Raw genomic sequence first — 23689 nt, 5'->3', positions numbered from 1 at the left:
GGCGGGCCCGGCGGGCGCCGACCGCGAAGGCCGGGCCGGCCAGCAGGGCGACCTCCAGCAGCGCCATCGCGGCGGTGACGGCGATGGTCATCACCCGGCGCTCGCGCTCGCCCTGGGCGTCGACCGCCTCCTCCTGGGCCATCGCGGCGGCGGGCGGGTCGGCCGCCACCTGACGGCTCGCCATGGTGTAGCCGTGCCGGTTGAGTTCGGTGACCCGGTCCCAGCCCAGGGTGGCCCCGGCGGGCAGCGTGACCAGCCAGGCGGCCTTCCGGGCGGCGGCCTGCTCGGCGCTCTCGGTCTTCGGGGCGACCCCGGCGGCGGCCAGGGCGGCGTCCAGCGGCTGGTACAACTCGCCCGGGCGAGCGACGAGTTCGGTCTTGTTCAGGTCGCCGGGGTGCTCCACCGTGCCGGTCAGCACGAACGGCGTGGACTCCAGTCCGCGCACCGTCACGGTGTCGCCGATCCGCTTGCCGGTGGCCGCCAGGAAGCCCTCGGTGGCGGCCGCCTCGTGGGCGGCGGCGGGCGCCCGGCCGGAGACCAGGTCCAGCCGGCCCTGCCAGAGCCGCCCGGTCAGATCGGCCTCGAAGGTCTCGACCGAGGCCATCCCGTCCTTGCTCCCGACCACCGCGACCGGGCCGGTCCTGGCCGGGGTCAGCACACTGCCCTTGGGGAGCAACTCGCCCAGCAGCTCGGTCGGTTCGGCGGACACGGCCCGCTTCTGCTCGGGGGTCGACGGCACGTCCGGCCGCTGCGGCAGCACCCGCACGCCGTCCGCCGGGAACACCGCCTGCTCGACCACGCGCCCGAGGTCGTACGCGCCGATCAGCGCGTCGGCCCGGCCCATCAGCCGGTCGGACCGCTCGGCGGCGGTCAGCTGGGTGGAGCGGTGGACCACGTCCACCCCGGTCGCGCCGAGCACCGGCAGCGCGATCATCGCCGCCACCAGCGCACTGCGGCCCTTGGCCCGCAGCGCGTCCCGGCGGGCCATCCTGAGCAGCGGACGCCAGGAGCTCATCGGGCCGCTCCCGCCGACTGCGGGGCGCGCACGGCCTCGTCGACGATCCGGCCGTCGCGCAGCGAGACCACCCGGTCCGCCCAGGCCGCGTGCGAGGGGTCGTGGGTCACCATCACGGCCGCCGCACCCGCGTCGCAGCGGGCCCGCAGCAGGGCGAGCACGGCGTCCCCGGTCGCGGTGTCCAACGCACCGGTCGGCTCGTCGGCCAGCACCAGCCGGCGCTCGCCGGCCAGCGCCCGGCCGATCGCCACCCGCTGCTGCTGACCACCCGACATCTCCTCCGGGAAGCGGTCCGCCAGCTCGGCGATGCCCAGCTCCTCCAGCGCGACCAGCGCCTCGGCGCGGGCCGTGCGGGCCGGGACGCCGTCCAACTCCCGTGGCAGCGCGATGTTCTCGGCCGCCGTCAGGGACGGGATCAGGTTGTACGACTGGAACACGTAGCCCACCGAACGGCGGCGGACGTCGGCCAGCCCGGCCCGGCTCAGACCCTCCAAGGGCGTGCCCTCGACCAGCACCCGGCCGGTGGACGGCCGGTCCAGGCCGCCGGCCAGCGCGAGCAGCGTCGACTTGCCGGAGCCGGACGGCCCCATCACGGCCAGGAACTCCCCGGCGCGCACCTCGAGGTCGATCGGGTGCAGCGCCTGCACCTCGGCGGCGCCCTTGCCGTGCACGCGGCCGACGCCCTCCAGCCGCAGCACGGCCCCTGCGTGTGATCCGGATCCGGACATGGCTCCCCCTCGGGACGACGGAACGTCTTGCATACCGAGTATGTATAGCCGCCGCGCGCCGATGACTCAAGTGTGCGACATAAGTCGGTGAACGGCATATAGTCTGGATCACACCGGCCGGAGAGGAGCAGAATGACCGTCATGACCGCCTCGCTGTCCGCCCGCTGGCACGACCTGCTCACCCGCTGCGGCGCCACCGCCGACCCCGGCCCGTACGCCGAGGACCTGCTCGGCCGCTGGGCCGAACCGCAGCGCCGCTACCACACCACCGCCCACCTGGCGGCGGTGCTGGACGTGGTCGACGAGCTGGCCGGGCACGCGGAGGACGCCGACGCCGTCCGGCTGGCCGCCTGGTTCCACGACGCGGTGTACCGGCCGGACCGCTCCGAGAACGAGGAGCGCTCCGCGGCACTGGCCGTCCGCGCCCTGCGGGAGGCGGGCCTGGGCGGGGAGTTGGTCGAGGAGGTGGCCCGCCTGGTCCGCCTGACGGTCGGCCACCACCCGGCCGAGGGCGACCGCAACGGCGAGGTCCTCTGCGACGCCGACCTCGCGGTGCTCGGCGGCACCCCCGAGCAGTACGCCGCCTACGCGGCCGCCGTCCGCGAGGAGTACGCCTTCGTCCCCGAGGACGCCTTCCGGGCCGGCCGGGCGGCGATCCTGCGCCAACTCCTCGACCTGCCCGCGCTCTACCGCACCCCCGAGGCCCGCGAACGCTACGACGCCGCCGCCCGCCGCAACCTCGGGGGCGAACTGCTGCTGCTCGGCGGCTGACCCCGGGCCGGCCGGTCCGACGGGCCGTCAGGCCGGGCGCGGGCCCCGGACGTCCGCCTTGCGGCGGCGCAGGCCCGCCGCGCTGAGGCGGGCGACCAGCTCCTTGCTGCCGACCGGCTCCGCGCCGAGCGCCACCGCCTTCTCGTACCAGTGCGCCGGGATGTCGTAGTGGTCCCGCTCGAAGCCCCTCGCAGGGGCACCCAGCCGCTCCGCGAAGGCGTGCAGCTCCGCGTACGAGACGTCGCTCACCAGGTGCGACCAGTACTTCCCGTGCCCCGGCCAGGTGGGCGGATCGACCAGGATCACGTCAGCGACCCCACCGGGGCCACCGCCACGCCCTCCTTGCCGCACACCCAGTGCGGCTCCGGCCCCAACTCCGGCTCCACGCCCAGCGCGTGCGGATCCCCCTCGGCCGCGCACGACCGGCACACCGGCCACCGCCCGTACCCCTCCAGCAGCGCGTCCTGCACGTCCTGCGCCACCAGCCCCGCCAGGTACTCCACCCCGTCCGGCCACTGCTCCACCCACCACCGCCGCTTGGTGAGCACCTCCTCGACCAGCGACACCACCTGCGGATCGGCCACGTCACGCGCCGTCAGATCGGCCAGGATCAACGCCCGCGCCGCGTGCAGCGCACTCTCGATGCCATCGGAACTCATCCCCCCATTGTCCCCTCCCCCACCCGCCGCAGGAACCGGACCGGGCGAGTGACCGGGCGGCTCTCCGTCAGGTCGGTCCGGCCGCCGCCGCGGTCCCCCCGGACGGTGAAACGCCGCAGGGCGGCCTCCCCGGTGAGGGGAGGCCGCCCTGACGGACGTTCCGGAGCTTGCCGATCCTCGGGAGGATCAGAAGTCCATGTCACCGCCCGGCATGCCGCCGCCGGCGGCCGCGGCGGCCTTCTCCGGCTTGTCGGCGATGACGGCCTCGGTGGTGAGGAAGAGCGCCGCGATGGAGGCGGCGTTCTGGAGGGCGGAGCGGGTGACCTTGGCCGGGTCGATGATGCCGGCGGCGATCAGGTCGACGTACTCGTTGGTCGCGGCGTTGAGGCCCCAACCGGACTCGAGGTTGCGGACCTTCTCCACGACGACGCCACCCTCGAGGCCGGCGTTGGTGGCGATCTGCTTGATCGGGGCCTCGAGCGCGACGCGCACGATGTTGGCACCGGTGGCCTCGTCGCCGGTCAGCTCCAGCTTGTCGAAGGCGACACCGGCCTGCAGCAGCGCGACGCCACCACCGGCGACGATGCCCTCCTCGACGGCGGCCTTCGCGTTGCGGACGGCGTCCTCGATGCGGTGCTTGCGCTCCTTGAGCTCGACCTCGGTCGCGGCGCCGGCCTTGATGACGGCGACGCCACCGGCGAGCTTGGCCAGGCGCTCCTGGAGCTTCTCGCGGTCGTAGTCCGAGTCGGAGTTCTCGATCTCGGCGCGGATCTGGTTCACGCGGCCGGCGACCTGGTCGCTGTCGCCGCCACCGTCGACGATGGTGGTCTCGTCCTTGGTGATGACCACCTTGCGGGCGGTGCCCAGCAGGTCGAGACCGGCGTTCTCCAGCTTGAGGCCGACCTCCTCGGAGATGACGGTGCCACCGGTGAGGATGGCGATGTCGCCGAGCATGGCCTTGCGGCGGTCACCGAAGCCCGGGGCCTTGACGGCGACGGACTTGAAGGTGCCACGGATCTTGTTCACGACCAGGGTCGACAGGGCCTCGCCCTCGACGTCCTCGGCGATGATGACGAGCGGCTTGCCGCTCTGCATGACCTTCTCCAGCAGCGGGAGCAGGTCCTTGACCGAGCCGATCTTGGAGTTGGCGATCAGGATGTACGGGTCCTCGAAGGAGGACTCCATCCGCTCCAGGTCGGTGGCGAAGTAGGCGGAGATGTAGCCCTTGTCGAAGCGCATGCCCTCGGTGAGCTCGAGCTCCAGACCGAAGGTGTTGCTCTCCTCGACGGTGATGACGCCTTCCTTGCCGACCTTGTCCATCGCCTCGGCGATGAGCTCGCCGATCTGGGTGTCGGCGGCGGAGATGGAGGCGGTGGAGGCGATCTGCTCCTTGGTCTCCACGTCCTTGGCCTGGGCCAGCAGCTGGTCGGAGACAGCCTGGACGGCCTTCTCGATGCCGCGCTTCAGGGCCATCGGGTTGGCGCCGGCGGCGACGTTGCGCAGACCCTCGCGGACGAGCGCCTGGGCGAGCACGGTGGCGGTGGTGGTGCCGTCACCCGCGACGTCGTCGGTCTTCTTGGCGACCTCCTTGACGAGCTCCGCGCCGATCTTCTCGTACGGGTCCTCGAGCTCGATCTCCTTGGCGATGGAGACACCGTCGTTGGTGATCGTGGGGGCGCCCCACTTCTTCTCAAGGACGACGTTGCGGCCCTTGGGGCCCAGCGTCACCTTGACGGCGTCGGCAAGCTGGTTCATGCCGCGCTCGAGTCCGCGGCGAGCTTCCTCGTCAAAAGCGATGATCTTGGCCATCGGAAGTGGTCCTCCAGGACACGTCGACTGCGCCGGACCGGAGGGCGCCCGCGACGGACGGCCCTGGTGTGCGGGGGTCTTGTCCCCTACCGCTCCCGGGGGCCTCACCGACCCGGTCCGTTGTCACTCTCATGCTGTGAGTGCTAACGCCAATGATTAGCACTCTCGGGTATCGAGTGCAAGCCCAATCGTGATACGGACACCCGCGCCGCGGGCCCGCGCGCACACGACGACAGGCCCGTACGACGTGGTGTCGTACGGGCCTGCCGGCGAAGCGTGGAGACTGCCAGCCCGAAGCCGAGCCGAGGTCCGCAGGTGCGGAAGGTCAGACCGCCGCGCGGACCATGTCCGCCTGCGGGCCCTTCTGCCCCTGGGAGATCTCGAACTCGACCCGCTGGCCCTCCTCGAGGGTGCGGTAGCCGTCCATCTGGATCGCGCTGTAGTGGACGAACACGTCCGCACCACCGTCGACCGCGATGAAGCCGTAGCCCTTCTCCGCGTTGAACCACTTGACGGTGCCCTGAGCCATTCCGAACTCCCCTTGTGCTGTGCTGGCCCTTCGCGGGTCCACAGGATGCGGACCCAGGTCTGTACCGGCACACGCCCGAGGGAACCCCCCCTGGGCGTAGCCGCGGTCATTGCTTGAACGCGCCGACCGCCGCTGAATGTATCCGGACAGACGCCCTCTGCAACAGGGTCAACTTCGCCGAATTCACCGTGTGACGAAAGGGATGTGACGGGAGGAAAGCCTCACGGAGCGGCAATTCGCTCCGGGCATAGCGGACCAATCGGGATGAGACGCTGTCAGATTCCTGACGCTGGCCTGACAGTTCCCGTCCCACCGCGGGCGCCCGACGTCTCAACCGACGGACGGGCCCTGCGTGCACGACTCAGCCGTACCGCCGGACGGGATTCGAAACCTCCGATCCGACTCCGCACTCTACCCCCTGGCACCTGACGGAAATTCACCGCGACATGCGGCGGGCCGCCACCGAATAACCGGAATCATTCGTTCCGGTCGCGGTGACGGCCCGTCGATTGCGCCGTACTGCGGAGCAGCCGGTTCAGCAGCCCCCGGCCACGGCCGGAATGATCGAGATGCTGGTGCCGTCCTTGATCTCGGTCTCCAGGCCCTCGGCGAAGCGCACGTCGTCGTCGTTCACGTAGACGTTCACGAAGCGGCGCAGCTTGCCGGCGTCGTCCAGCACCCGGGCGGCGATGCCGGGGTGGTTGGCGTCCAGGTCGGCGATCACGGCGGCCAGGGTGGCGCCCTCGGCGGCCACCTCGGCGGCGCCGCCGGTGTAGGTGCGCAGGATGGTCGGGATGCGGACGGTGGCGCTCATGGGGGAACTCCTAGAACGGAACTGAAGGGGATCAGGCGGAGGCGAGGCCGGCGGCCCGGAAGGACTCCAGGGTCGGGCGGATGGTGGCGGTCAGACCGGCGTCGGAGACGGCGTCCAGGGTCTTCAGGCCGTCGCCGGTGTTGATCGCCACGGTCTCCTTGGCCGGGTCGAGCTGCCCGGTCTCCACCAGCTTCTTCAGCACGCCGATGGTCACGCCGCCCGCGGTCTCGGCGAAGATGCCCTCGGTGCGGGCCAGCAGCTTGATGGCCTCGACCACCTCGGCGTCGGTGACGTCCTCCACCGCGCCGCCGGTGCGGCGGGCGATGTCCAGCACGTACGGGCCGTCGGCCGGGTTGCCGATCGCCAGCGACTTGGCGATGGTGTCGGGCTTGACCGGCTTGATCACGTCGCGGCCGGCCTTGAAGGCGGCGGAGACCGGGGAGCAGCCCTCGGCCTGGGCGCCGAAGATCTTGTAGGGCCGGTCCTCGACCAGGCCGAGCTTGATCAGCTCCTGCAGACCCTTGTCGATCTTGGTGAGCTGGGAGCCCGAGGCGATCGGGATGACGATCTGCTCCGGCAGGCGCCAGCCGAGCTGCTCGCAGATCTCGTACGCCAGGGTCTTGGAGCCCTCGCCGTAGTACGGGCGGAGGTTGACGTTGACGAAGCCCCAGCCCTCGCCGGCCGGGTCGCCGATCAGCTCGGAGCAGAAGCGGTTCACGTCGTCGTAGTTGCCCTCGATGCCGACCAGCTCGCCGCCGTAGACACCGGCCATCACGACCTTGCCCTGCTCCAGGTCGTGCGGGATGAACACGCAGGACTTGAAGCCGGCCCGGGCCGCCGCCGCGCCCACCGCACCGGCCAGGTTGCCGGTGGAGGAGCAGGACAGGGTGGTGAAGTTGAACGCGCGCGCCGCCTCGATGGCGCAGGCCACCACGCGGTCCTTGAAGGAGTGGGTCGGGTTGCCCGAGTCGTCCTTGACGTGCAGCTGGGCGGTGAAGCCGAGCTCGCGGCCGAGGTTGTCGGCCTTCACCAGCGGGGTCCAGCCCGGGTTGAGGTTGGGCTTGGAGGCCACGTCGGCCGGGACGGGCAGCAGCGGGGCGTAGCGCCAGATGGAGGCCGGGCCGGCCTCGATCCGCTTGCGCAGCGCCTCGGCGTCCGCGGAGCCGAAGTCGTAGGCGATCTCCAGCGGGCCGAAGCACTCGAGGCAGGCGAAGCTGGGGCCGAGCGGGAACTTGGTGCCGCACTCGCGACAGGACAGCTGGTCGGCGGGCCCGAGGTCGACGGTGGGTGCGGCGGAAACAGCGGTAGCCATGGTGGCGGAGGCCTCTCTCCTCATCTTCCCCGTGACGCGGTCGCGCCACAGGCCGGAATTGGCACCTGTCCCGCCGTGGCCGCAGATGGGCCTGATCGCGCGAGAAGGTTGCCGGGACGTCAACGGGCCGTTCCCTCAGTCCCTCTGGATGAGCTCTGTGAAGTTGTGGTCCTGCTCTCCGGCCGACCCCGACGTGCGAAGGTCTGACCGCAGTACGAAGACTGTATCCGAAGGCGCCGGAGCGGGAACCGGCCGTCCGAGGTACGAGATGCGAAGCGCGAGGAGACGAGACAGTGCCCGACCAGCCTCAGCCGTCCGACCCTGCCGAGGAGTTGCTGCCGGAGGTGTCCGACTGGCTGTGCCAGCGCTCCTGGAGCGCCGGCGACCGGCCGTTGGAGGCACTGCTGGCGGCCAAGCAGGCGGCGGGGCCGGCCGGGACGATCAGCGTGGTGCTGCCGGCCCTGGACGAGGAGTCGACCGTCGGCGGGATCGTCCGGGTGATCCGCCGCGAGCTGATGGAGCGTCTGCCGCTGGTGGACGAGCTGGTGGTGGTGGACTCCGGCTCGGCCGACGGCACGGCCCGGATCGCGGCGGAGGCCGGCGCCCGGGTGGTGCACCGGGACGAGGTGCTGCCCCGGCTGCCGGCGGTGGCGGGCAAGGGCGAGGTGCTCTGGCGCTCGCTGCTGGCCACCTCCGGGGAGATCGTCTGCTTCGTGGACGCGGACCTGCGCGAGTTCGACCCGGCCTTCGTCTCCGGGATCGTCGGGCCGCTGCTGACCGACCCGTCGATCCACCTGGTGAAGGCGATGTACGACCGGCCCCTGGAGACCGACGGGGCCGTCGTCCCGGCCGGCGGCGGGCGGGTCACCGAGCTGGTGGCGCGCCCCCTGCTGAACCTCCACTGGCCCCAACTGGCCGGATTCGTCCAGCCCTTGGGCGGCGAGTACGCGGCCCGCCGGTCCCTGCTGGAGCGGCTGCCCTTCCCCACCGGCTACGGGGTGGAGCTCGGCCTGCTGGTGGACGCGCTGGAGCTGGCCGGGCTGGACGCGCTGGCCCAGGTGGACGTCGGGGTGCGGCACCACCGGCACCAGGACGGCCAGGCACTCGGGCGGATGGCGGCGACGATCTACCGCACCGCGCTGGAGCGGCTGGACCGGACCGACCGGCTGAAGAGCACGCAGGACCTGGTCCGTCCGCTGCTCACCCAGTTCACCCGGGATCCGGCCAGCCGGGAGTTCACCGCCCACACCCATCCGGTCGGCGCACTGGAGCGGCCGCCGATGGTGACCGTGCCGGAGTACCACCGACGGTGAGCCCCCCGCATGCGCCCCGTGTGCCGACTGGTTTGCCCCCGGGGGTGCGAGGCAAGGTTGGTGACATGGCCGATCTCGCGACCGAACGTTCGAATCAGACCGGGGCCGCCCCCATCCTGGTGGCCTCCAACCGGGGGCCGGTGTCCTTCACCGCCGAGGACGACGGTTCGCTGACGCTGCGCAGAGGCGGCGGCGGGCTGGTCTCCGGGCTCTCCGCGATCGACGACCCGTCCGCCGTCTGGGTGTGCGCCGCCCTCTCCGAGGCGGACCGCACCGCCGCCCGGCAGGCCCCCGACGGCCGGCTCGACCTGGCCGGGCACCAGGTCGGCGGTCAGGCCGTCCGGATGCTCGACATCGACCCCGGCACCTTCGCCCGGGCGTACAACGGGGTGGCCAACTCCACCCTCTGGTTCGTCCACCACCTGCTGTACGAGACCCCGGTGGCACCGGTCTTCGACGACCGCTTCCGCCGCGAGTGGGACTCCTACCGGGCCTACAACACCGCCTTCGCCGAGGCCCTGGCCGCCGAGGCCGCACCGGACGCCGCGGTCCTGGTGCAGGACTACCACCTCTCGCTCGCCCCCGCCCTGCTCCGCGAGCTGCGGCCGGACCTGAGGATCGGTCACTTCTCGCACACCCCGTGGGCCCCGCCCGAGTACTACCGGCTGCTGCCGGACGACGTGGCGGCCGACGTGCTCACCGGCATCCTCGGCGCCGACCGGGCCGGCTTCCTCACCCGGCGCTGGGCGCTGGCCTTCGCGGACTGCTGCGAGGCGGTGCTGGGCGCCGTCGTGGACCGCGCGGCACTCACCGTCACCCACGCCGGGCGGACCACCGCACTGGGGGTGCACGGGCTGGGCGCGGACGCCGACTTCCTCCGCGAGCGGGCCCACCAGCCGGACGTGGACGCCAGGTTGGCCACCCTCAGGGAGGCCGTCGGCGACCGTCGGACCATCGTCCGGGTGGACCGCACCGAGCTCAGCAAGAACATCGTCCGCGGTCTGCTGGCCTACCGGCACCTGCTGCGCACCCGCCCCGAGTGGCAGGACCGGGTGGTGCACGTCGCCTTCGCCTACCCCTCCCGGCACGACCTGCCGGAGTACCGCGAGTACACCGCCGCCGTGCAGCGGACCGCCCAGGAGATCAACGACGAGTTCGGGACGGCGGGTTGGCAGCCGCTGATCCTGCACGTGAACGACGACTTCCCGCGCTCGCTGGCCGCCTACCGGCTGGCCGACGTGGCCCTGGTCAACCCGATCCGGGACGGGATGAACCTGGTCGCCAAGGAGGTTCCAGTGGTCTCCGACGCGGGCTGCGCCCTGGTGCTCTCCCGGGAGGCCGGCGCCCACGCCGAGCTGGGCGAGGACTCGGTGGTGGTGAACCCCTACGACGTGATCGCCACCGCCGAGGCGCTGCACCGCGCCCTCACCATGCCGGAGGCCGAACGGGCCGACCGCACCAAGCGGTTGGCCGCCGCGGCCACCGCGCTGCCGCCGCAGCAGTGGTTCCTGGACCAGCTGCACGCGCTGCGCGGCGAGTGAGCGGGCCGTCCGGGCCGGTGGGGGGCTGATCCCCACCGGCCCGGACGGGTCGTCAGACCGCGACCGAGACCGTCTGCCCCGCCGCCACCTTGACGGTGAGGTAGGTGTAGGTGACCCCGTGCTCGACCTTGGTCTGCGCCTTGCGCGCCACCCCGTCCACGCTCAGCGTCGGGTGGCTGCCGGCGAAGCGGGCCTCCCAGGTGTAGGTGCGGCTCGCCGAGTGGTTGGTCAGGGTGGAGCGGTTGACCCCGTCCTGACGCAGGCCGATCCGGTCCTTGCCGACCGGGATGTCGTCCACCTGCAGCCAGTCCATCCCGGCGGGCAGCCGGGACTGCGTGGTGAGCCTGCGGTTCGGGGCGTCCGGCTCCAGGCCGAGCAGGCCGGAGACGGTCTGGCCGACCAGGGTGAAGGAGACCTCGGGGTAGTCGCCGTTCGGGCCCTGCGAGGCGTTCACGTGCTGCACGTCGCGCTGGTCGTAGACGTACTTCATCCACTTCCAGGCGGCGTCGTTGCGGTTGTTGGCGAAGAAGGTGTCCGGCAGGTAGGTGAAGGCCTCGATGTTGGACGGGCCGTCGGGGCCGGCCGCCTGGGCGTCCACGTAGTCCAGGTAGGCCTCGTTGCGCGGGCCGGCCTCGATGATCCGCTTCATCGGCATGAACCAGCTGTTCTCCAGCCCCCAGCCCTTGAACGCGGTGCCGTCCAGTGAGTACGCCCGGACCATGTCCGCGCCCGAACCGGCGCCGCTCCACTCGGAGTTGAAGTACTGCTTGAGGGCGGCGGCCTGCTGCTCGGCCCTGGCGGCCAGCGCCGTGTCGCCCTTGCCCCGGGCCAGCGCGGCCAGGCCGAGGTAGGCCTGGTACTGGGCGGCTATGCCGTCACCGGCCTCGGCCAGCTTCTCGTTGCCCTGCTCGTTGTAGCTGGCGGTGCCGGAGAAGATGCCCTTGCCGGTGCCCTCCGCGACCGCCACCCCGCCGTTCGGCTTCGCCTGGTCGTGCAGGGCGACGAACTCTTCCGTGGTGTGCCGGTAGAAGTCCCAGAACACCTCGTCCTCGACGTAGGACTTGTCCCCGCTCCAGCGGTACGCCTGGGCCGCCTTCTCCACCAGCTCGAACGGGGCCGGCACCTCGCGGACGAACAGGTCGGGGCGGCGGTAGTCGATGCTCAGGTAGGTGCCGGTGTCGAAGTTGTGCGCCCAGACCGGGTAGTACTTGTGCGCCTCGGTGGCCGAGGCCGCGAACGAGCGCAGCATGGTGCGGTTCTCGGCGGTCAGGCCGAGCACCTGGGCGCCGACCACCTGGTGGGCCATGTCGCGGGAGTAGTAGCCGCTGCGGTTGGCGTAGCCGGCCCAGTACGAGGGGCCGTAGACGGCGGTGCCGGTGCCGAAGCGGTTGTTCTCGTCGACGTTCACCGGGCCGGTCGAACCGGCGAGCAGCACCCAGGAGTTGGCCTTGCGCTTGGCCCAGTCGAACATCTCCACCACCCGAGGGTCGGAGGAGGTGGCGACCGGGTCGGCCGGGGCCGCCGGGGAGATCATCACGTCGTCGATGTTGAGCCAGGCGTCGCCGGACTCGAAGGCGATCTCCAGCTTGTCGCCCTTGTGCACCCCGACCCGGCTGACGGTGTGCCGGGCGTACTCGAAGCGGGCCGGCACGGTGACCGATCCGGCCTCCGCGCCGTTGACCTTCACGGCGAAGCGGCCGCCCTGGCCGCCGGCCGCGATCCAGGCCGAGATGTCGTACCGGCCGTCCACCGGGGCGGTCAGCGTCTGGCTGATCCGGAACCCGGGGCCGCCGTCGAGGTAGGCGAGCTTGGCGCCGCCGTGCGGGTAGTTGGTGGCCACTCCGGAGCCGGAGGTGAAGTTCCAGCCCCGGGTGCCGAGTTCGAAACCGGGGTTGACCACGGTCGGCACCTTGGCGGTGGCGGCTTCGGCCACCGCGAAGGTCTGTGGGGCGAGCGGTGCGAGCAGTGCGAGAGCAGTGAGCAGCGTCGTTGAGGCGCGTCGCATCAGGGTCTCCTGGGTCGCCTGTAGAGGGTGCAGCGAAGCTAACAGCCCGCGCTAAGGCTTTCAATCCTCTTGCACGTCGGGGAAGAAAGTTTTCATCACGCCATTGCAAGTCTGCTGGCAGCGTTGCTAACGTCCAGCCGTCACCCACCCTCGAAAGGCAGACACCATGGACCTCGACAGACGCGGACTGCTCAGACTCGGCGGCGCCATCACCGTGGGCGCCGGGCTGACCGGCCTCACCACCGCGTGCTCCGGCACCGGTGCCGGCACCGACGCCAAGGGCGGCGGCGCGGGCGACGCCAAGAAGGGCGAGATCTCGGTCTGGAGCTGGCAGGGCCCCGCCGCCCAGCTCAAGGCGCTCCTGCCGGAGTTCAACAAGGCGTACCCGGACATCAAGGTCACCGTCCAGGACATCGGCAACCCCGCCATCTGGGACAAGATCACCACCGGCATGGCGGCCGGCGGCGCCGGCCTGGCCGACGTCCTGCACATCGGTGTGGACTACCTGCCGAGCTACGTCGAGAAGTTCCCGAACGGCCTGGCCGACCTCGGCCCGCTCGGCGCCACCAAGTACCAGAACGCCTTCGCCGCCGGCCTGTGGGAGACCGTGGCGCCCAAGGGCCGGGTCAACGCCCTGCCGTGGGAGGCCAACTCGGGCGGCTTCTGGTACCGCGCCGACCTGTTCGAGCAGGCCGGGGTGGACGTCGAGGGGCTGCAGACCTGGGACGAGGTCATCGAGGCGGGCAAGAAGCTCAAGGAGAAGACCGGCAAGTACCTGCTGGGCATCGACAAGCCCGCCTCGCAGGCCGACGCCGCCAACTTCTTCCAGCTGCTGCTCCAGCTCCAGGGCGCCTTCTACTTCAACATGGACGGCGCGATCACCCTGGACTCGCCGCAGGCGGTCACCGCGATGACCATCATCAAGAAGCTGAACGACGCGGGCCTGGTCGCCGACCTGTCCGGCGGCTGGAGCGCGCTGGAGAACTCCATCAAGGACACCACCTCCGCGGTGCTGCCCTGGCCGACCTGGTTCGGCGGGATCATCGAGGGCCTGGTGCCGCAGGAGGCCGGCAAGTGGAAGGTCCGGCTCCCCCCGGCCGTCCGCCAGGGCGGCACCAACGCGGCCACCGTGAACTCGACCCACCTGGCCGTCTCCGGTTCCAGCAAGCAGCAGGCCGCCGCCTGGAGCTTCATCGAGTTCGTGCTGACCCGCCCGGCCTCCCAGGTCGCCATCTACAAGGGCAAGGGCATCGCGCCGGCCCTGATGTCCGCCTACGAGGACTCGGCCTTCCACACCCCGTCGCCGTTCTTCAGCGGCCAGAAGCAGGGCGAGATCTTCCTCAAGGCCCTGCAGACGCCGTCGCCGGCCACCAACTACTCGGCCGACTACGCCCGTGCCCTCAAGGTGGTGACGGACGCTCAGACCAAGGTCCTGCTCAAGGGTGCCGACCCGGCCGAGGTCCTGAAGCAGGCCGCCGACCAGCTCGCCCAGCAGACCGGGCGCAAGGTCGTTCGATGACCCCGGCGAGGCGGCGTGCGCTGCCGTACCTGTTCGTCCTCCCGGCGCTGCTGTTGTTCGCGGCTTTCAAGGTCTACCCGATCGCCGCCTCGTTCCGGCTCAGCCTGTACCGCTCCACCGGAGGCACCGAGACCTTCGCCGGCCTGGACAACTACGCCAGGCTGCTCGACGACCCGCTGTTCTGGACCTCCCTCGGGAACAGCGCGGTCATCCTGGCGATCCAGGTGCCGCTCATGCTGACCCTCGCGACCGGCCTCGCAGTGGCGCTCAACTCCTCGCTGCTGCGGGCCCGGTCCGTGTTCCGGCTGGGCTTCTTCCTGCCGATGATCACCGGCCTGGTGGCCTACGGGATCATCTTCTCCGTCCTGCTCAACCAGCAGTACGGCCTGGTCAACTGGCTGCTCGGGGCGGACGTCCCCTGGCTGACCGACCCGCTCTGGGCGAAGATCTCGCTCGGGCTGGCACTGACCTGGCACTACACCGGTTACAACGCGGTCATCCTGCTCGCCCGCCTGCAGTCCGTCCCCGCCGAGCTGTACGACGCGGCCGCGGTGGACGGGGCGGGCGCCTGGAAGGCGTTCCGGCACGTGACCCTGCCCGGCATCAAGCCGGCCCTGCTGCTCACCACGGTGCTCTCCACCATCGGCACCCTGCAGATCTTCGACGAGCCCTACGTCCTCACCGGCGGCGGGCCCGACAACGCGACCCTGACCATCGGCATGTACCTGTACCAGAACGCCTTCAAGTACTTCGACTTCGGCTACGCCTCGGCGATCGCCTACGCGCTGGCGCTGATCATCGGTGCCCTCGGCCTCGTCCAGTTCAAGCTGCTGGGGGACAAGTCATGAGCGCCCGCACCGATCACCGCACCGCCAAGTCGATCGGCCTGACCTGGTCGCTGGCCATCACCCTGGCCGCCGTCCTGGTCCCGTTCTACTGGCTGATCATCGCCGCCACCCACAGCTCCAAGGAGATCTTCACCTCCCCGCCGCCGCTGCTGCCCGGCGGGCACCTGCTGGACAACCTCAACTCGCTGCAGGAGAAGGCCGACTTCGGCCGGGTGGTGGTCAACTCCCTGGGCATCGCGGTGGTCTACACGCTGACCGCCGGGGTGATCTGCACCCTGGCCGGCTACGGCTTCGCCAAGTTCGAGTTCAAGGGCAAGGAGGCGCTGTTCGGCCTCCTGATGCTGGGTCTGGTGATCCCGTCCCAGGTCACCCTGGTGCCGCTGTTCCGCCTGATGGCCGAGCTGACCTGGCTGGACACCTACCAGGCCGTCATCCTGCCCAACCTGGCGCTGCCGTTCGGCATCTTCCTGATGCGGCAGTCGATGTCCACCCTCCCGAACGAGCTGCTGGACTCCGGCCGGGTGGACGGCTGCGGCGAACTGCGGCTCTTCCTCCGGGTGGCGCTGCCCCCGATGCGGCCCGCGCTGGCCGCGCTGGCCATCTTCCTCTTCCTCTTCCAGTGGAACGAGTTCATCTGGCCGCTCACGGTGCTGCGCAGCGAGAGCGCGCTCACCATCCCGGTCGCGCTGGCCTCGCTGCAGGGCGTGGACGACACCGACTACGGCGCCATCCTGGCCGGCACGGCGATCGCCGCCCTGCCGATGGCGGCCCTCTTCCTGGCACTTCAGAAGCACTTCGTCTCCGGACTCCTCGCAGGGGCGGTGAAGGAATGACCATCAACCACATCGACCAGATCGGCCAAGAGGCGGTCACCACCGCCGAGTTGACCCCGGCCACCTTCGAGCCGCTGCTCGACCTGGTCTCGGTCGCGGTGCCCGGCGGGCACTGGTCCAGCACCGAACTCCCCTCCGGCATCCGGATGGTGGCGGTCGACTCGGCCGACGGCGGGCCCGTCGAGGTCCGGCTCTCGGTGCCGCTCGGCGACGCCGCCGGCTACTGGCACCCGCAGGGCGGCTGGCGCCGCACCCTGACCGCGGACTGGGAGGGGAAGGCCGCGGTCTCGCTGGTGGACGCACTCGCCACCGGCTGCCTCTACGACCACTCCGGCACCACCGTGCTCACCTTCGCGGCCGCCGACCCGGTGCCCGAGGCGCGCCTGCGGTTCGGGGTCTCCGAGGAGACCGACAGCTTCGTGGTGCAGCTGCTGCTGCCCCCCGCCCCCGGCGGGCACCGGCTGCTCTTCGTCCCGCGCTCGCCCTCGGTGGCCACCGCGATGCGCACCCTGCGCGCGTGGTACGCCGCCGGGATCACCCCGATGCCGGTGCCGGACGGCGCCCGCACCCCGGTGTACTCGACCTGGTACGCCTTCAACCAGCAGGTGGACGCGGACTCCGTGGCCGCCGAGGCCGCGCTGGCCACCACCCTGGGCTTCGGCGCGCTGATCCTGGACGACGGCTGGCAGCTCGGCGGCCACGGCCGCGGCTACGCCGGCTGCGGCGACTGGCGGCCCGACCCGGCCAAGTTCCCCGACCTGACCGCGCACGTCGCCGAGGTGCGCGGCCTGGGCCTGCACTACCTGCTCTGGGTCGCCCCGCTGCTGGTCGGCCCGGACTCCGAGGCGTACGACAGGTGGCGGCCCACCGTGCGGGCCGGCGTCCCCGGCGCCTACGTGCTGGACCCCCGGCTGCCCGAGGTCCGGGCGCACGTGGTCGCGCTCTGCGTCCGGCTGGTCCGCGACCACGGGCTGGACGGCCTCAAGCTGGACTTCCTGGACGAGGCGATGGTGCACGCCGGCGACGGCGGCCCCGACGTCGGCCGGGCCATGACCGAGCTGCTGGCCGAGGTCCGCCGCGAGCTGGAACTCGTCCGCCCCGGCCTGCTGCTGGAGCTGCGCCAGCCGTACACCGGCCCCGGCATGGCCCCGTACGGGAACCTGCTGCGCTCCTTCGACTGCCCGGCGGACTCCACCGCCAACCGGGTCCGCACCATCGACACCGCCTTCCTGGCGATCGGCGGCGCGGTCCACTCGGACATGCTGCTCTGGCACCGCGAGGCGCCCGCGCACAGCGTGGCCCGGCAGTTGATCGGCACCCTGCACTCCGTCCCGCAGGTCTCGGTGCGGCTCACCGAGGTCCCCGAGGAGCACCGGGCCGCGATCGCCTTCTGGCTCGGCCAGTGGACCAGGCTGCGCGGCGTGCTGCTGGACGGCGTGGTGGAGCCCGGCCGCCCGGACGAGCTCTACCCCGTGGTCCGCGCCGACCTGGACGGCACCGGTCTGGTCAGCGTGCACTCCGAGCAGGTCGTCCCGGTCGACCTGACCTGGCGTCAGGAACTGGTCCTGGTGAACGGTTCGGCCTCCGACCGGATCGTCCTGGAGGTCGCCGAGCCCGGGGGCGAGACCGAGCTGACCGCCTACGGACCGTCCGGCCGTATCATCGAGCGCAGGCCGCTGGGCCTCGCGCCCGGCCTGCACGCGCTGCCGGTGCCGAGGTCCGGACTCGCCGTGCTCAGTGGTCCGGTGGGGGCCACCGAGGTGGAAGGGGCGGAATGAAGGTCGGCATCACCGAACTCGCGGCTCGCGCCGGTGTCAGCGAGGCGACCGTCAGCCGGGTGATCAACCGGCGGCAGGGCGTCGCCAAGAAGACCCGCGACGCGGTCGAGCGGGCGATGTCCGAGCTCGGCTACGAGCGTTCCACGCCCGGCCAGTTGGTCGCCGTGGTGACGGAGCGGGTGTCCAACCCGTTCTTCGCCGACGTGGCCGAGCGGATCGAGTCCGCGCTCGCCCCGCACGGGCTGAAGATGGTGCTCTGCCCCGCCTTCCCCGGCGGGGTGCAGGAGCGCGAGTTCGTCTCCGCCCTGGTCGACCGCGGCATCGCCGCCGTGGTCTTCCTCTCCGCCAGCAACACGGTGGACGGCGCGGACGTCGAGACCTACGAGCTGCTGCGCGACCGCCGGGTGCCCTACCTGGGCATCAACGGCGAGTTCGCGGACGGGCATCCGGCGCCGGTGTTCTCCACCGACGACGCGCTCGCCGCCGAACTCGCCGTGGACCACCTCCACCGCCTCGGCCACCGCCGGATCGGCATGGCCTCCGGCCCGGCCGGCAACCACCCGGCCGACCGCCGGGTGGAGGGCTTCCTCGCCGCCATGGAGCGGCGCGGCCTGGCCGACGCCGAGAGCTGGGTCTTCCGCCAGTCCTACACCGTGGAGGGCGGCCAGGCGGCCGCCGCCGGCCTGCTCAAGCAGGGCGCCACCGCGATCGTCGCGGCCAGCGACTTCATGGCCCTCGGAGCGATCCGCGGCCTGCGCCGGCACGGCCTCTCCGTCCCGGACGACGTCTCGGTGGTCGGCTACGACGGCACCATCATCACGGAGTTCACCGACCCGCCGCTCACCACCGTCCGGCAGCCCGCCGACCGGCTGGCGCTCGAAGTGGGCCGCAGCGTCCTCGCCCTGGTGGCCGGACGGCCCGTCCCCACGGGCGAGTTGCTCTTCGACCCCGAGCTGGTGATCCGCTCCACCACGGCCCCGCCGCGGGCCTGAGACCACCGCCGCGCGCCCGTACCCCCACTTCCGGGCACGGGCGCGCGGCGCTTCAGCGCAGCGCGCCCGCCAGGGCCTGCAGCAGCTCGGCGACACCGGTCGGGCCGGGGACCAACAGGTCGGCCCGGTCGGCGAGTTCGGCGACCTGGCGCTCGCCCGTGACGGCCGAACTGCAGACCAGCACGGCCGGGCCGCCACCCTCGCGGCGCAGCTCCAGCGCCTCGTACGCGGGCAGGTCGCCGAGGTCGTCACCGGCGTACAGCACCGCCGCCCCCGGCCGGCCCGCCAGGTACTCCGTCAGCGCCCCGCCCTTGTCCACACCCGGTGGACGCAGCTCCAGCACGTACCGGCCCGGCTCCACCATCAGCCCGTGACGGTCCGCCAACCCGGCGAGCGGAGCCCGGAGTTCCTCCAACAGTGCCTGCGGGTCGGCCGTCCGGCGGGTGTGCACCGCCAGCGCCCGCCCCTTGTCCTCCACCCAGGCGCCCGACTCCCCCACCACCGACGGCAGTTCCGCCCGCGCCGCGGCCACCCCGGGCGGCGGCTCCGGCGCCGTCAGCACCCCCGCCTCCCAGCGCTCCGCCCCGTACTGCCCCAGCACGGTCAGCCCGAGGCCCTCGAACCCCCCGTACTCCACCGCCACCGCCGCCGGACGGCCCGTCACCACCACGACCCCGCCCACCAACGGCAGCAGCGCCCGCAGCGCCGCCACCGCCGCCGGCTCGGCCCGCGCGGCGGCCGGATCGGCCACGATCGGCGCCAACGTCCCGTCGAAGTCCAGGGCGACCACCGCACTCCGCGGCTCCGCGACCAGGGCACGCAGCCCCACCCGCCCGGCTTCCGTCCTCGGCTCAGGGATACCCATGTCTCCGACCCTAACCGGGCGACGGACGGCTCACACCGGAACGCGAGGTCCAGTTGCAGCGACCCAGGGGCGCGAGGAACTGCGCGAGTACGGAAGGCGGCCCAGCGCTGGATCGGGGCAGGCGAGCCAGTTGCACGTGGTGCCGTTCCCCTGCGCGCAGTTCCCCGCGCCCCTGCGGGGCGCAACCTCGTCCGCCATCAACGTTCGGCTCGTTTGCGCTCTCTGACCCGCCGTAGGCGGTTGACCAGGACCGGCTCGGCCGCGAGGGCCTCGGGGCGGTCGAGGAGGGCGTTGAGGAGCTGGTGGTAGCGGGTGGCGGAGAGGTCGAGCTCCTCCCGGACGGCGCGTTCCTTGGCGCCGGCCGTGCGCCAGCCGCGGGCCTCCAGGGCGAGCACCGCGCGTTCGCGGTCGGTCAGGTCGGGCATGTCGGCCACCTCCACTTACGGGGTGTCATTCTGCCCGGCCAGGGCGACACAGTCTGCTCCCCCGCCCGTCGCGCCACCCGGGTTAGCGTCGACCCCATGGACCACAGCTTCGCTCTCAGCATCCCCGACACCGACCTCGAGCCCGACCCGCTCGACCCCTCGCAGATCGTCTCCGGCGCCCCCGAGGTGTCCGGCAAGCTGCTCTGGGAGTCGCCCGACGGCCGCCGCCTGCGCGGCATCTGGCAGATCACCCCGGGCGTGGCGACCGACACCGAGGCGGACGAGATGTTCGTGGTGGTGAGCGGCCGGGCCACCGTCGCGGTGGAGGGCGGCGAGACCCTGGAGCTGGCCCCCGGCACCGTCGGGATCCTGCGCGAGGGCGACCGCACCACCTGGACGGTGCACGAGACCCTCCGCAAGGCCTACGCGATCGACCTCGGCCCCGAGGCCCCCGAGGCCCCCGAAGGGGCCTGAGCGGCCGTCAGCCCCCCGAGGTGCGCCGGCTCTGCTCGGCGGCCTCCGCGGCGGCGCCCTGGAGACCGGACAGGACCCCCTGTCCGTCGTTCTTCACGGCGCCGCCGAGCTGCTTCTTGAGCAGGCCGCTGACCCGGTCCCAGGAGGTCTCGCCGTAGGGGTAGAAGCGCGCGTTGGTGAGCGCGTCCAGGAAGGGCTTGATGTTGTGGCCGGAGGCCGCCATCTCCTCGCGCGCGTCCTGGGTCACCGGCAGGAGGTTGTACATCGACGCGAACTTGATGACGTTCTCCTTCTGGTAGACGTGGCTGAGGAACTTCTTGATCTCGGCCCGGTGCCCGTTGGCCTTGAAGGCCATCATCCAGTCGGCCACGCCCATCGAGGAGGCCTTGCCCTGGGCGTCCCTGCGGGGCAGCGGGGCAGTGCCGTACTGGACGCCCGACTTGTCGGAGTTGAGGGCCAGCTGCGGGTGGCCGTTGAGCATCGCCACCTTCCCGGCCGCGAAGTCCTCGAAGGCGGTGGCCCGGTTGACCGCGCCGGGGTCCTTGTAGGTCAGGCCCGGGTTGACCAGCGAGGTGCGCAGCCAGTCGAAGGTCTTCTGGTTGGCGTCGCTGTCGATGCTGTAGTTGCCCGCGTCGTCGGCGAAGCCGCCGCCCCCGGAGGTGGCCCACATCAGGCCCTCGGCCTGGGCCTCCTCGGGGCCGAGCGGCAGTGCGTACGGGGTGACCCCCGGCACCTTCTCCTTGATCTTCTTGGCCGCCTTGATCAGCTCGTCCCAGGTGGCGGGCGGGGCGGTGACGCCCGCCTTCTCGAAGATCGCCTTGTTGTAGAAGAACAGCCGGGAGGAGGTGGTGAAGGGGATGCCGTACTGGCTGCCGAGCACCTGCCCGGCCTGGGAGATCGAGGCCAGCATGTTGGCCTGGGTCTCGATGGTCAGCACGTCACCGGCGGGGTAGAGCCGCCCGGCCGCGACCTGGTCGGCGTAGCCGCCGGTCTGCACCAGGTCGGGGGACTTGCCGCTCTTGATCAGCTCGGCGACCCGGGTGTCGATGTCGGTCCAGGAGACCACCTCGACCTCGACCTTGATGCCGGGGTTGGCCGCCTCGAAGCTCTTCGCCAGCTCCTGCCAGTACGGCTCGGTGCTGGTGGCCCGGTTGGTGCCGTAGTCCGGCGCGACCAGCTTGAGCGTCACGTCGCCCTCCTTCCCCAGGCCGAGCGCGCCGCAACCGCTGAGCAGCAGCGCGGCGGTGACGGCGAGGGCCGTCGAGGAGAGGAAGGACCTGCGGGCGGCGCTGGACAACGGTGGACCAACCTTCGGGCGGAGACGGAGCGTCGGCCACCTTTCCAGCGCGGACCATCAGTGGTCCAGACCTGTACACACGGTAGTTACCGAATCTCGGCTGACGTTGCATCAGGCGCAACGCGCTAATGGGTGAAGGCCGTTCAGGCCGTGATCACCTGCACGCCGGCCTCCGTGAAGGCCGCCGTCAGCTCCGCGGAGATGCCGTCGTCGGTCACCAGTACCGAGATCCGCTCCGCCCCGCAGATCCGGGCGAAGGCCCGGTGGCCGAGCTTGGAGGAGTCGGCCGCCACCACCACCCGGCGGGCCCGCTCGGCGAGCAGCCGGTTGACGCTCGCCTCGCCCTCGTTGTGGGCGGTGGCGCCGTGCTCGGCGTCCAGCGCGTCCACGCCCAGGACCGTGACGTCCAGGGCGAGTTCGTTGAGCACCAGGGTGGCCAGCGGGCCGATCAGCTCGTAGGACTGCGGCCGGGCCACCCCGCCGGTGAGCACGATCTTCACCTGCGGACGGACCGTCAGCTCGTTGGCGATGTTCACCGCGTTGGTGACGATGGTCAGCGCCTGGCCCGACCCGCCGTCCGGCTCCGGGCGCACGGCCAGCGCGCGGGCCACCTCGGTGGTGGTGGTGCCGCCGTTGAGGCCGACCACCTCGCCCGGGGCGATCAACTCGGCCACCGCGGCGCCGATCCGCTGCTTGGCGTCGGCGTTGCGGGCGGTCTTGTAGCGCAGCGGCAGGTCGTAGCTGACGTTGTGCGCCACCGCGCCGCCCCTGGTCCGGGTGACCATCTGCTGGCGCGCCAGCTGGTCCAGGTCGCGGCGGATGGTGGCGGCGGAGACGTCGAGCGCCTCGGCGGCCTCCTCGACCTCCAACTTGCCGTGCTCGTTGAGCAGTTCCAGCAGTGCGTTCCACCGCTCGTACCTGGACACGCTTGGTGCCGCCCCTCTCCCGCAGCGCCCGCACCGGAGGTCTCCGGCGCGGCTGGATCAGCTTCCCACAGTTCATCTCGCGCGAGTGCTCTTGCGCAATCCTGCGCGAAACATCTATAAATCAATCAGCTTCAAGCATCCACGCCTGGATTCCCCGGAGGGGCCGTACCCATGTCTTCCCTGACTGCCCAGGAACTGGCCACCCAGCCCGCCAACTGGCGACAGGCCGCCGCCCTGGCCGCCACCGTCTCCCCCGCCCTGCCGCGGCGCGGCGAGCGGGTCGCGGTCGTCGGCTGCGGCACCTCCTGGTTCATGGCGCAGGCCTACGCGGTGCTGCGCGAGAGCGGCGGGCACGGCGAGACCGACGCCCTGGCCGCCTCCGAGTTCCCGCTCGGGCGCCGCTACGACCGGATCGTGGCGATCACCCGCTCCGGCACCACCACCGAGGTGATCGAGCTGCTCGACCGGCTCAAGACCCCCTCCACCGTGCTCACCGGCACCCCCGGCAGTCCGGTGCTGGAGGTGGCCGACCAGCACGTGATGCTGGAGTTCGCCGACGAGCACTCGGTGGTGCAGACCCGCTTCGCCACCACCGCCCTCGCCCTGCTCCGGGCCCACCTGGAGCTGGAGGACGCACTGCCGGCCGGCGTGGCCACGGTGGCACAGGCCGCCGCCGACGCCGAGCGAGCGCTGGCCTGGCAGCTGCCGGCCGCCCTGGTCACCGCCGAGCAGGTGAGCTTCCTCGGCCGCGGCTGGACGTACGGACTGGCCCAGGAGGCCGGCCTGAAGATGCGCGAGGCGGCCGGCGCCTGGACCGAGTCCTACCCGGCGATGGAGTACCGGCACGGGCCGATCGCCATCGCCGCGCCGGGCCGCGCGGTCTGGGCCTTCGGCGGCCTGCCGGAGGGCCTGCCCGAGCAGATCGGGGCCACCGGCGCCGAGCTGCTGGACGAGCCCGGCCTGGACCCGATGGCGGACCTGGTGCGGGCCCAGCGGCTCGCGGTGGCGACCGCCGAGGCGCGCGGTCTGAACCCGGACGAGCCGCGCGCGCTGACCCGCTCCATCATCCTGGTCTGATCCCTTTTCCTTCCCAACTCCCTTGCCGACAATAGGAAAGAAGGTTGACAAAGCCCGAACAAAGGGCCTTAAGACACCCTTAAAGGCGACAAACCTCACCACCATGGACCAGACCAATCACGCAACTGGACTAGACCTCTCCGACAAGTCCAAGGGAAA

General features: G+C 71.8%; 22 protein-coding genes, 1 pseudogene and 1 riboswitch. Of the genes and pseudogenes, 10 read left to right on the top strand and 13 right to left on the bottom strand.

Going from position 1 to position 23689, the window contains the following annotated elements:
• Nucleotides 1-1015: pseudogene (locus ACWEPF_RS22385) on the bottom strand (FtsX-like permease family protein); the annotation flags it as partial.
• Nucleotides 1012-1743, bottom strand: a complete 732-nt coding sequence (locus ACWEPF_RS22380) for an ABC transporter ATP-binding protein (protein ID WP_452173881.1) — start codon at nucleotides 1741-1743, stop codon at nucleotides 1012-1014. The pseudogene ACWEPF_RS22385 and the gene ACWEPF_RS22380, both read right to left, overlap by 4 nt.
• A 132-nt stretch (nucleotides 1744-1875) precedes the next feature.
• Between ACWEPF_RS22380 and ACWEPF_RS22375 the strand changes: the two genes are divergently transcribed.
• On the top strand, nucleotides 1876-2514 hold the full coding sequence (locus tag ACWEPF_RS22375) for an HD domain-containing protein (RefSeq protein ID WP_449796927.1): 639 nt from the start codon (nucleotides 1876-1878) through the stop codon (nucleotides 2512-2514).
• A 27-nt stretch (nucleotides 2515-2541) separates the two neighbouring features.
• On the opposite strand, the gene ACWEPF_RS22370 is transcribed toward ACWEPF_RS22375, so the two are convergent.
• From ACWEPF_RS22370 to thrC, 6 genes are all read right to left on the bottom strand, one after another.
• Nucleotides 2542-2820 carry a DUF4031 domain-containing protein gene (locus ACWEPF_RS22370; protein ID WP_345283712.1) on the bottom strand — a complete coding sequence of 93 codons (279 nt, stop codon included), beginning with the start codon at nucleotides 2818-2820 and terminating at the stop codon, nucleotides 2542-2544.
• Nucleotides 2817-3173, bottom strand: a complete 357-nt coding sequence (locus tag ACWEPF_RS22365) for a hypothetical protein (protein WP_449796928.1) — start codon at nucleotides 3171-3173, stop codon at nucleotides 2817-2819. The genes ACWEPF_RS22370 and ACWEPF_RS22365 overlap by 4 nt, the downstream gene beginning before the upstream one ends.
• A gap of 186 nt (nucleotides 3174-3359) precedes the next feature.
• Entirely contained in the window at nucleotides 3360-4982 is a 1623-nt protein-coding gene (groL, locus tag ACWEPF_RS22360) for a chaperonin GroEL (RefSeq protein ID WP_345283708.1), read from the bottom strand.
• A gap of 325 nt (nucleotides 4983-5307) precedes the next feature.
• Nucleotides 5308-5511 (bottom strand): cold-shock protein, encoded by a 204-nt coding sequence (locus tag ACWEPF_RS22355; protein ID WP_030289665.1) that lies wholly within the window; start codon nucleotides 5509-5511, stop codon nucleotides 5308-5310.
• Between the two features lie 535 nt (nucleotides 5512-6046).
• Nucleotides 6047-6325 (bottom strand): ubiquitin-like small modifier protein 1, encoded by a 279-nt coding sequence (locus ACWEPF_RS22350; protein ID WP_345283706.1) that lies wholly within the window; start codon nucleotides 6323-6325, stop codon nucleotides 6047-6049.
• A gap of 31 nt (nucleotides 6326-6356) precedes the next feature.
• Nucleotides 6357-7637, bottom strand: a complete 1281-nt coding sequence (gene thrC / locus ACWEPF_RS22345; protein WP_345283703.1) for a threonine synthase — start codon at nucleotides 7635-7637, stop codon at nucleotides 6357-6359.
• Between the two features lie 17 nt (nucleotides 7638-7654).
• Nucleotides 7655-7792, bottom strand: a riboswitch (SAM riboswitch).
• A 177-nt stretch (nucleotides 7793-7969) separates the two neighbouring features.
• On the opposite strand from thrC, the gene ACWEPF_RS22340 reads away from it, so the two are divergent.
• A complete protein-coding gene (locus ACWEPF_RS22340) occupies nucleotides 7970-8950 on the top strand; it encodes a glucosyl-3-phosphoglycerate synthase (RefSeq protein ID WP_452173883.1) in 981 nt (326 codons plus the stop codon).
• Between the two features lie 65 nt (nucleotides 8951-9015).
• Entirely contained in the window at nucleotides 9016-10491 is a 1476-nt protein-coding gene (locus tag ACWEPF_RS22335; protein ID WP_345283701.1) for an alpha,alpha-trehalose-phosphate synthase (UDP-forming), read from the top strand.
• Nucleotides 10492-10543: 52 nt separating this feature from the next.
• Here the strand turns inward: ACWEPF_RS22335 and ACWEPF_RS22330 are convergent, their stop codons facing one another.
• Nucleotides 10544-12496: a hypothetical protein gene (locus ACWEPF_RS22330; protein WP_452173880.1), complete on the bottom strand. Its 1953-nt coding sequence runs from the start codon at nucleotides 12494-12496 to the stop codon at nucleotides 10544-10546.
• Between the two features lie 166 nt (nucleotides 12497-12662).
• Here ACWEPF_RS22330 and ACWEPF_RS22325 point away from each other — a divergent pair, with 166 nt between their 5' ends.
• The 5 genes from ACWEPF_RS22325 to ACWEPF_RS22305 are packed head-to-tail and all read left to right on the top strand — an operon-like array spanning nucleotide 12663 to nucleotide 18466.
• Nucleotides 12663-14015: an ABC transporter substrate-binding protein gene (locus tag ACWEPF_RS22325; protein ID WP_345283697.1), complete on the top strand. Its 1353-nt coding sequence runs from the start codon at nucleotides 12663-12665 to the stop codon at nucleotides 14013-14015.
• Complete coding sequence (locus ACWEPF_RS22320) at nucleotides 14012-14863, top strand: carbohydrate ABC transporter permease (protein ID WP_449796930.1); 852 nt, start codon at nucleotides 14012-14014, stop codon at nucleotides 14861-14863. The genes ACWEPF_RS22325 and ACWEPF_RS22320 overlap by 4 nt, the downstream gene beginning before the upstream one ends.
• Complete coding sequence (locus tag ACWEPF_RS22315) at nucleotides 14860-15696, top strand: carbohydrate ABC transporter permease (RefSeq protein WP_452173879.1); 837 nt, start codon at nucleotides 14860-14862, stop codon at nucleotides 15694-15696. The genes ACWEPF_RS22320 and ACWEPF_RS22315 overlap by 4 nt, the downstream gene beginning before the upstream one ends.
• Entirely contained in the window at nucleotides 15693-17474 is a 1782-nt protein-coding gene (locus ACWEPF_RS22310) for a glycoside hydrolase family 36 protein (protein WP_452173878.1), read from the top strand. Before ACWEPF_RS22315 ends, ACWEPF_RS22310 begins: the two co-directional genes overlap by 4 nt.
• A complete protein-coding gene (locus ACWEPF_RS22305; protein WP_345283689.1) occupies nucleotides 17471-18466 on the top strand; it encodes a LacI family DNA-binding transcriptional regulator in 996 nt (331 codons plus the stop codon). The genes ACWEPF_RS22310 and ACWEPF_RS22305 overlap by 4 nt, the downstream gene beginning before the upstream one ends.
• A gap of 52 nt (nucleotides 18467-18518) precedes the next feature.
• Here the strand turns inward: ACWEPF_RS22305 and otsB are convergent, their stop codons facing one another.
• Nucleotides 18519-19331: a trehalose-phosphatase gene (otsB, locus tag ACWEPF_RS22300; protein WP_452173877.1), complete on the bottom strand. Its 813-nt coding sequence runs from the start codon at nucleotides 19329-19331 to the stop codon at nucleotides 18519-18521.
• A 197-nt stretch (nucleotides 19332-19528) separates the two neighbouring features.
• The gene (locus ACWEPF_RS22295) at nucleotides 19529-19756 is read right to left on the bottom strand and encodes a DUF3263 domain-containing protein (protein ID WP_345283685.1); all 228 of its coding nucleotides are present in this window, start codon (nucleotides 19754-19756) and stop codon (nucleotides 19529-19531) included.
• Between the two features lie 96 nt (nucleotides 19757-19852).
• Here ACWEPF_RS22295 and ACWEPF_RS22290 point away from each other — a divergent pair, with 96 nt between their 5' ends.
• Nucleotides 19853-20230, top strand: coding sequence for a cupin domain-containing protein (locus tag ACWEPF_RS22290; RefSeq protein WP_452173876.1), 378 nt, complete (start codon nucleotides 19853-19855; stop codon nucleotides 20228-20230).
• 7 nt (nucleotides 20231-20237) lie between these two features.
• On the opposite strand, the gene ACWEPF_RS22285 is transcribed toward ACWEPF_RS22290, so the two are convergent.
• The gene (locus ACWEPF_RS22285) at nucleotides 20238-21527 is read right to left on the bottom strand and encodes an extracellular solute-binding protein (RefSeq protein ID WP_452173875.1); all 1290 of its coding nucleotides are present in this window, start codon (nucleotides 21525-21527) and stop codon (nucleotides 20238-20240) included.
• Nucleotides 21528-21670: 143 nt separating this feature from the next.
• Nucleotides 21671-22453, bottom strand: a complete 783-nt coding sequence (locus ACWEPF_RS22280; protein ID WP_345283678.1) for a DeoR/GlpR family DNA-binding transcription regulator — start codon at nucleotides 22451-22453, stop codon at nucleotides 21671-21673.
• A 171-nt stretch (nucleotides 22454-22624) separates the two neighbouring features.
• Here ACWEPF_RS22280 and ACWEPF_RS22275 point away from each other — a divergent pair, with 171 nt between their 5' ends.
• Nucleotides 22625-23530: an SIS domain-containing protein gene (locus ACWEPF_RS22275; RefSeq protein WP_452173874.1), complete on the top strand. Its 906-nt coding sequence runs from the start codon at nucleotides 22625-22627 to the stop codon at nucleotides 23528-23530.
• The last annotated feature ends 159 nt before the right edge of the window (nucleotides 23531-23689 follow it).

The sequence above is a fragment of the Kitasatospora sp. NPDC004289 genome (genome assembly GCF_053602875.1).
Note: the sequence above shows the minus strand (reverse complement) of the source record. Positions and strands in the feature narration are given on the sequence as shown.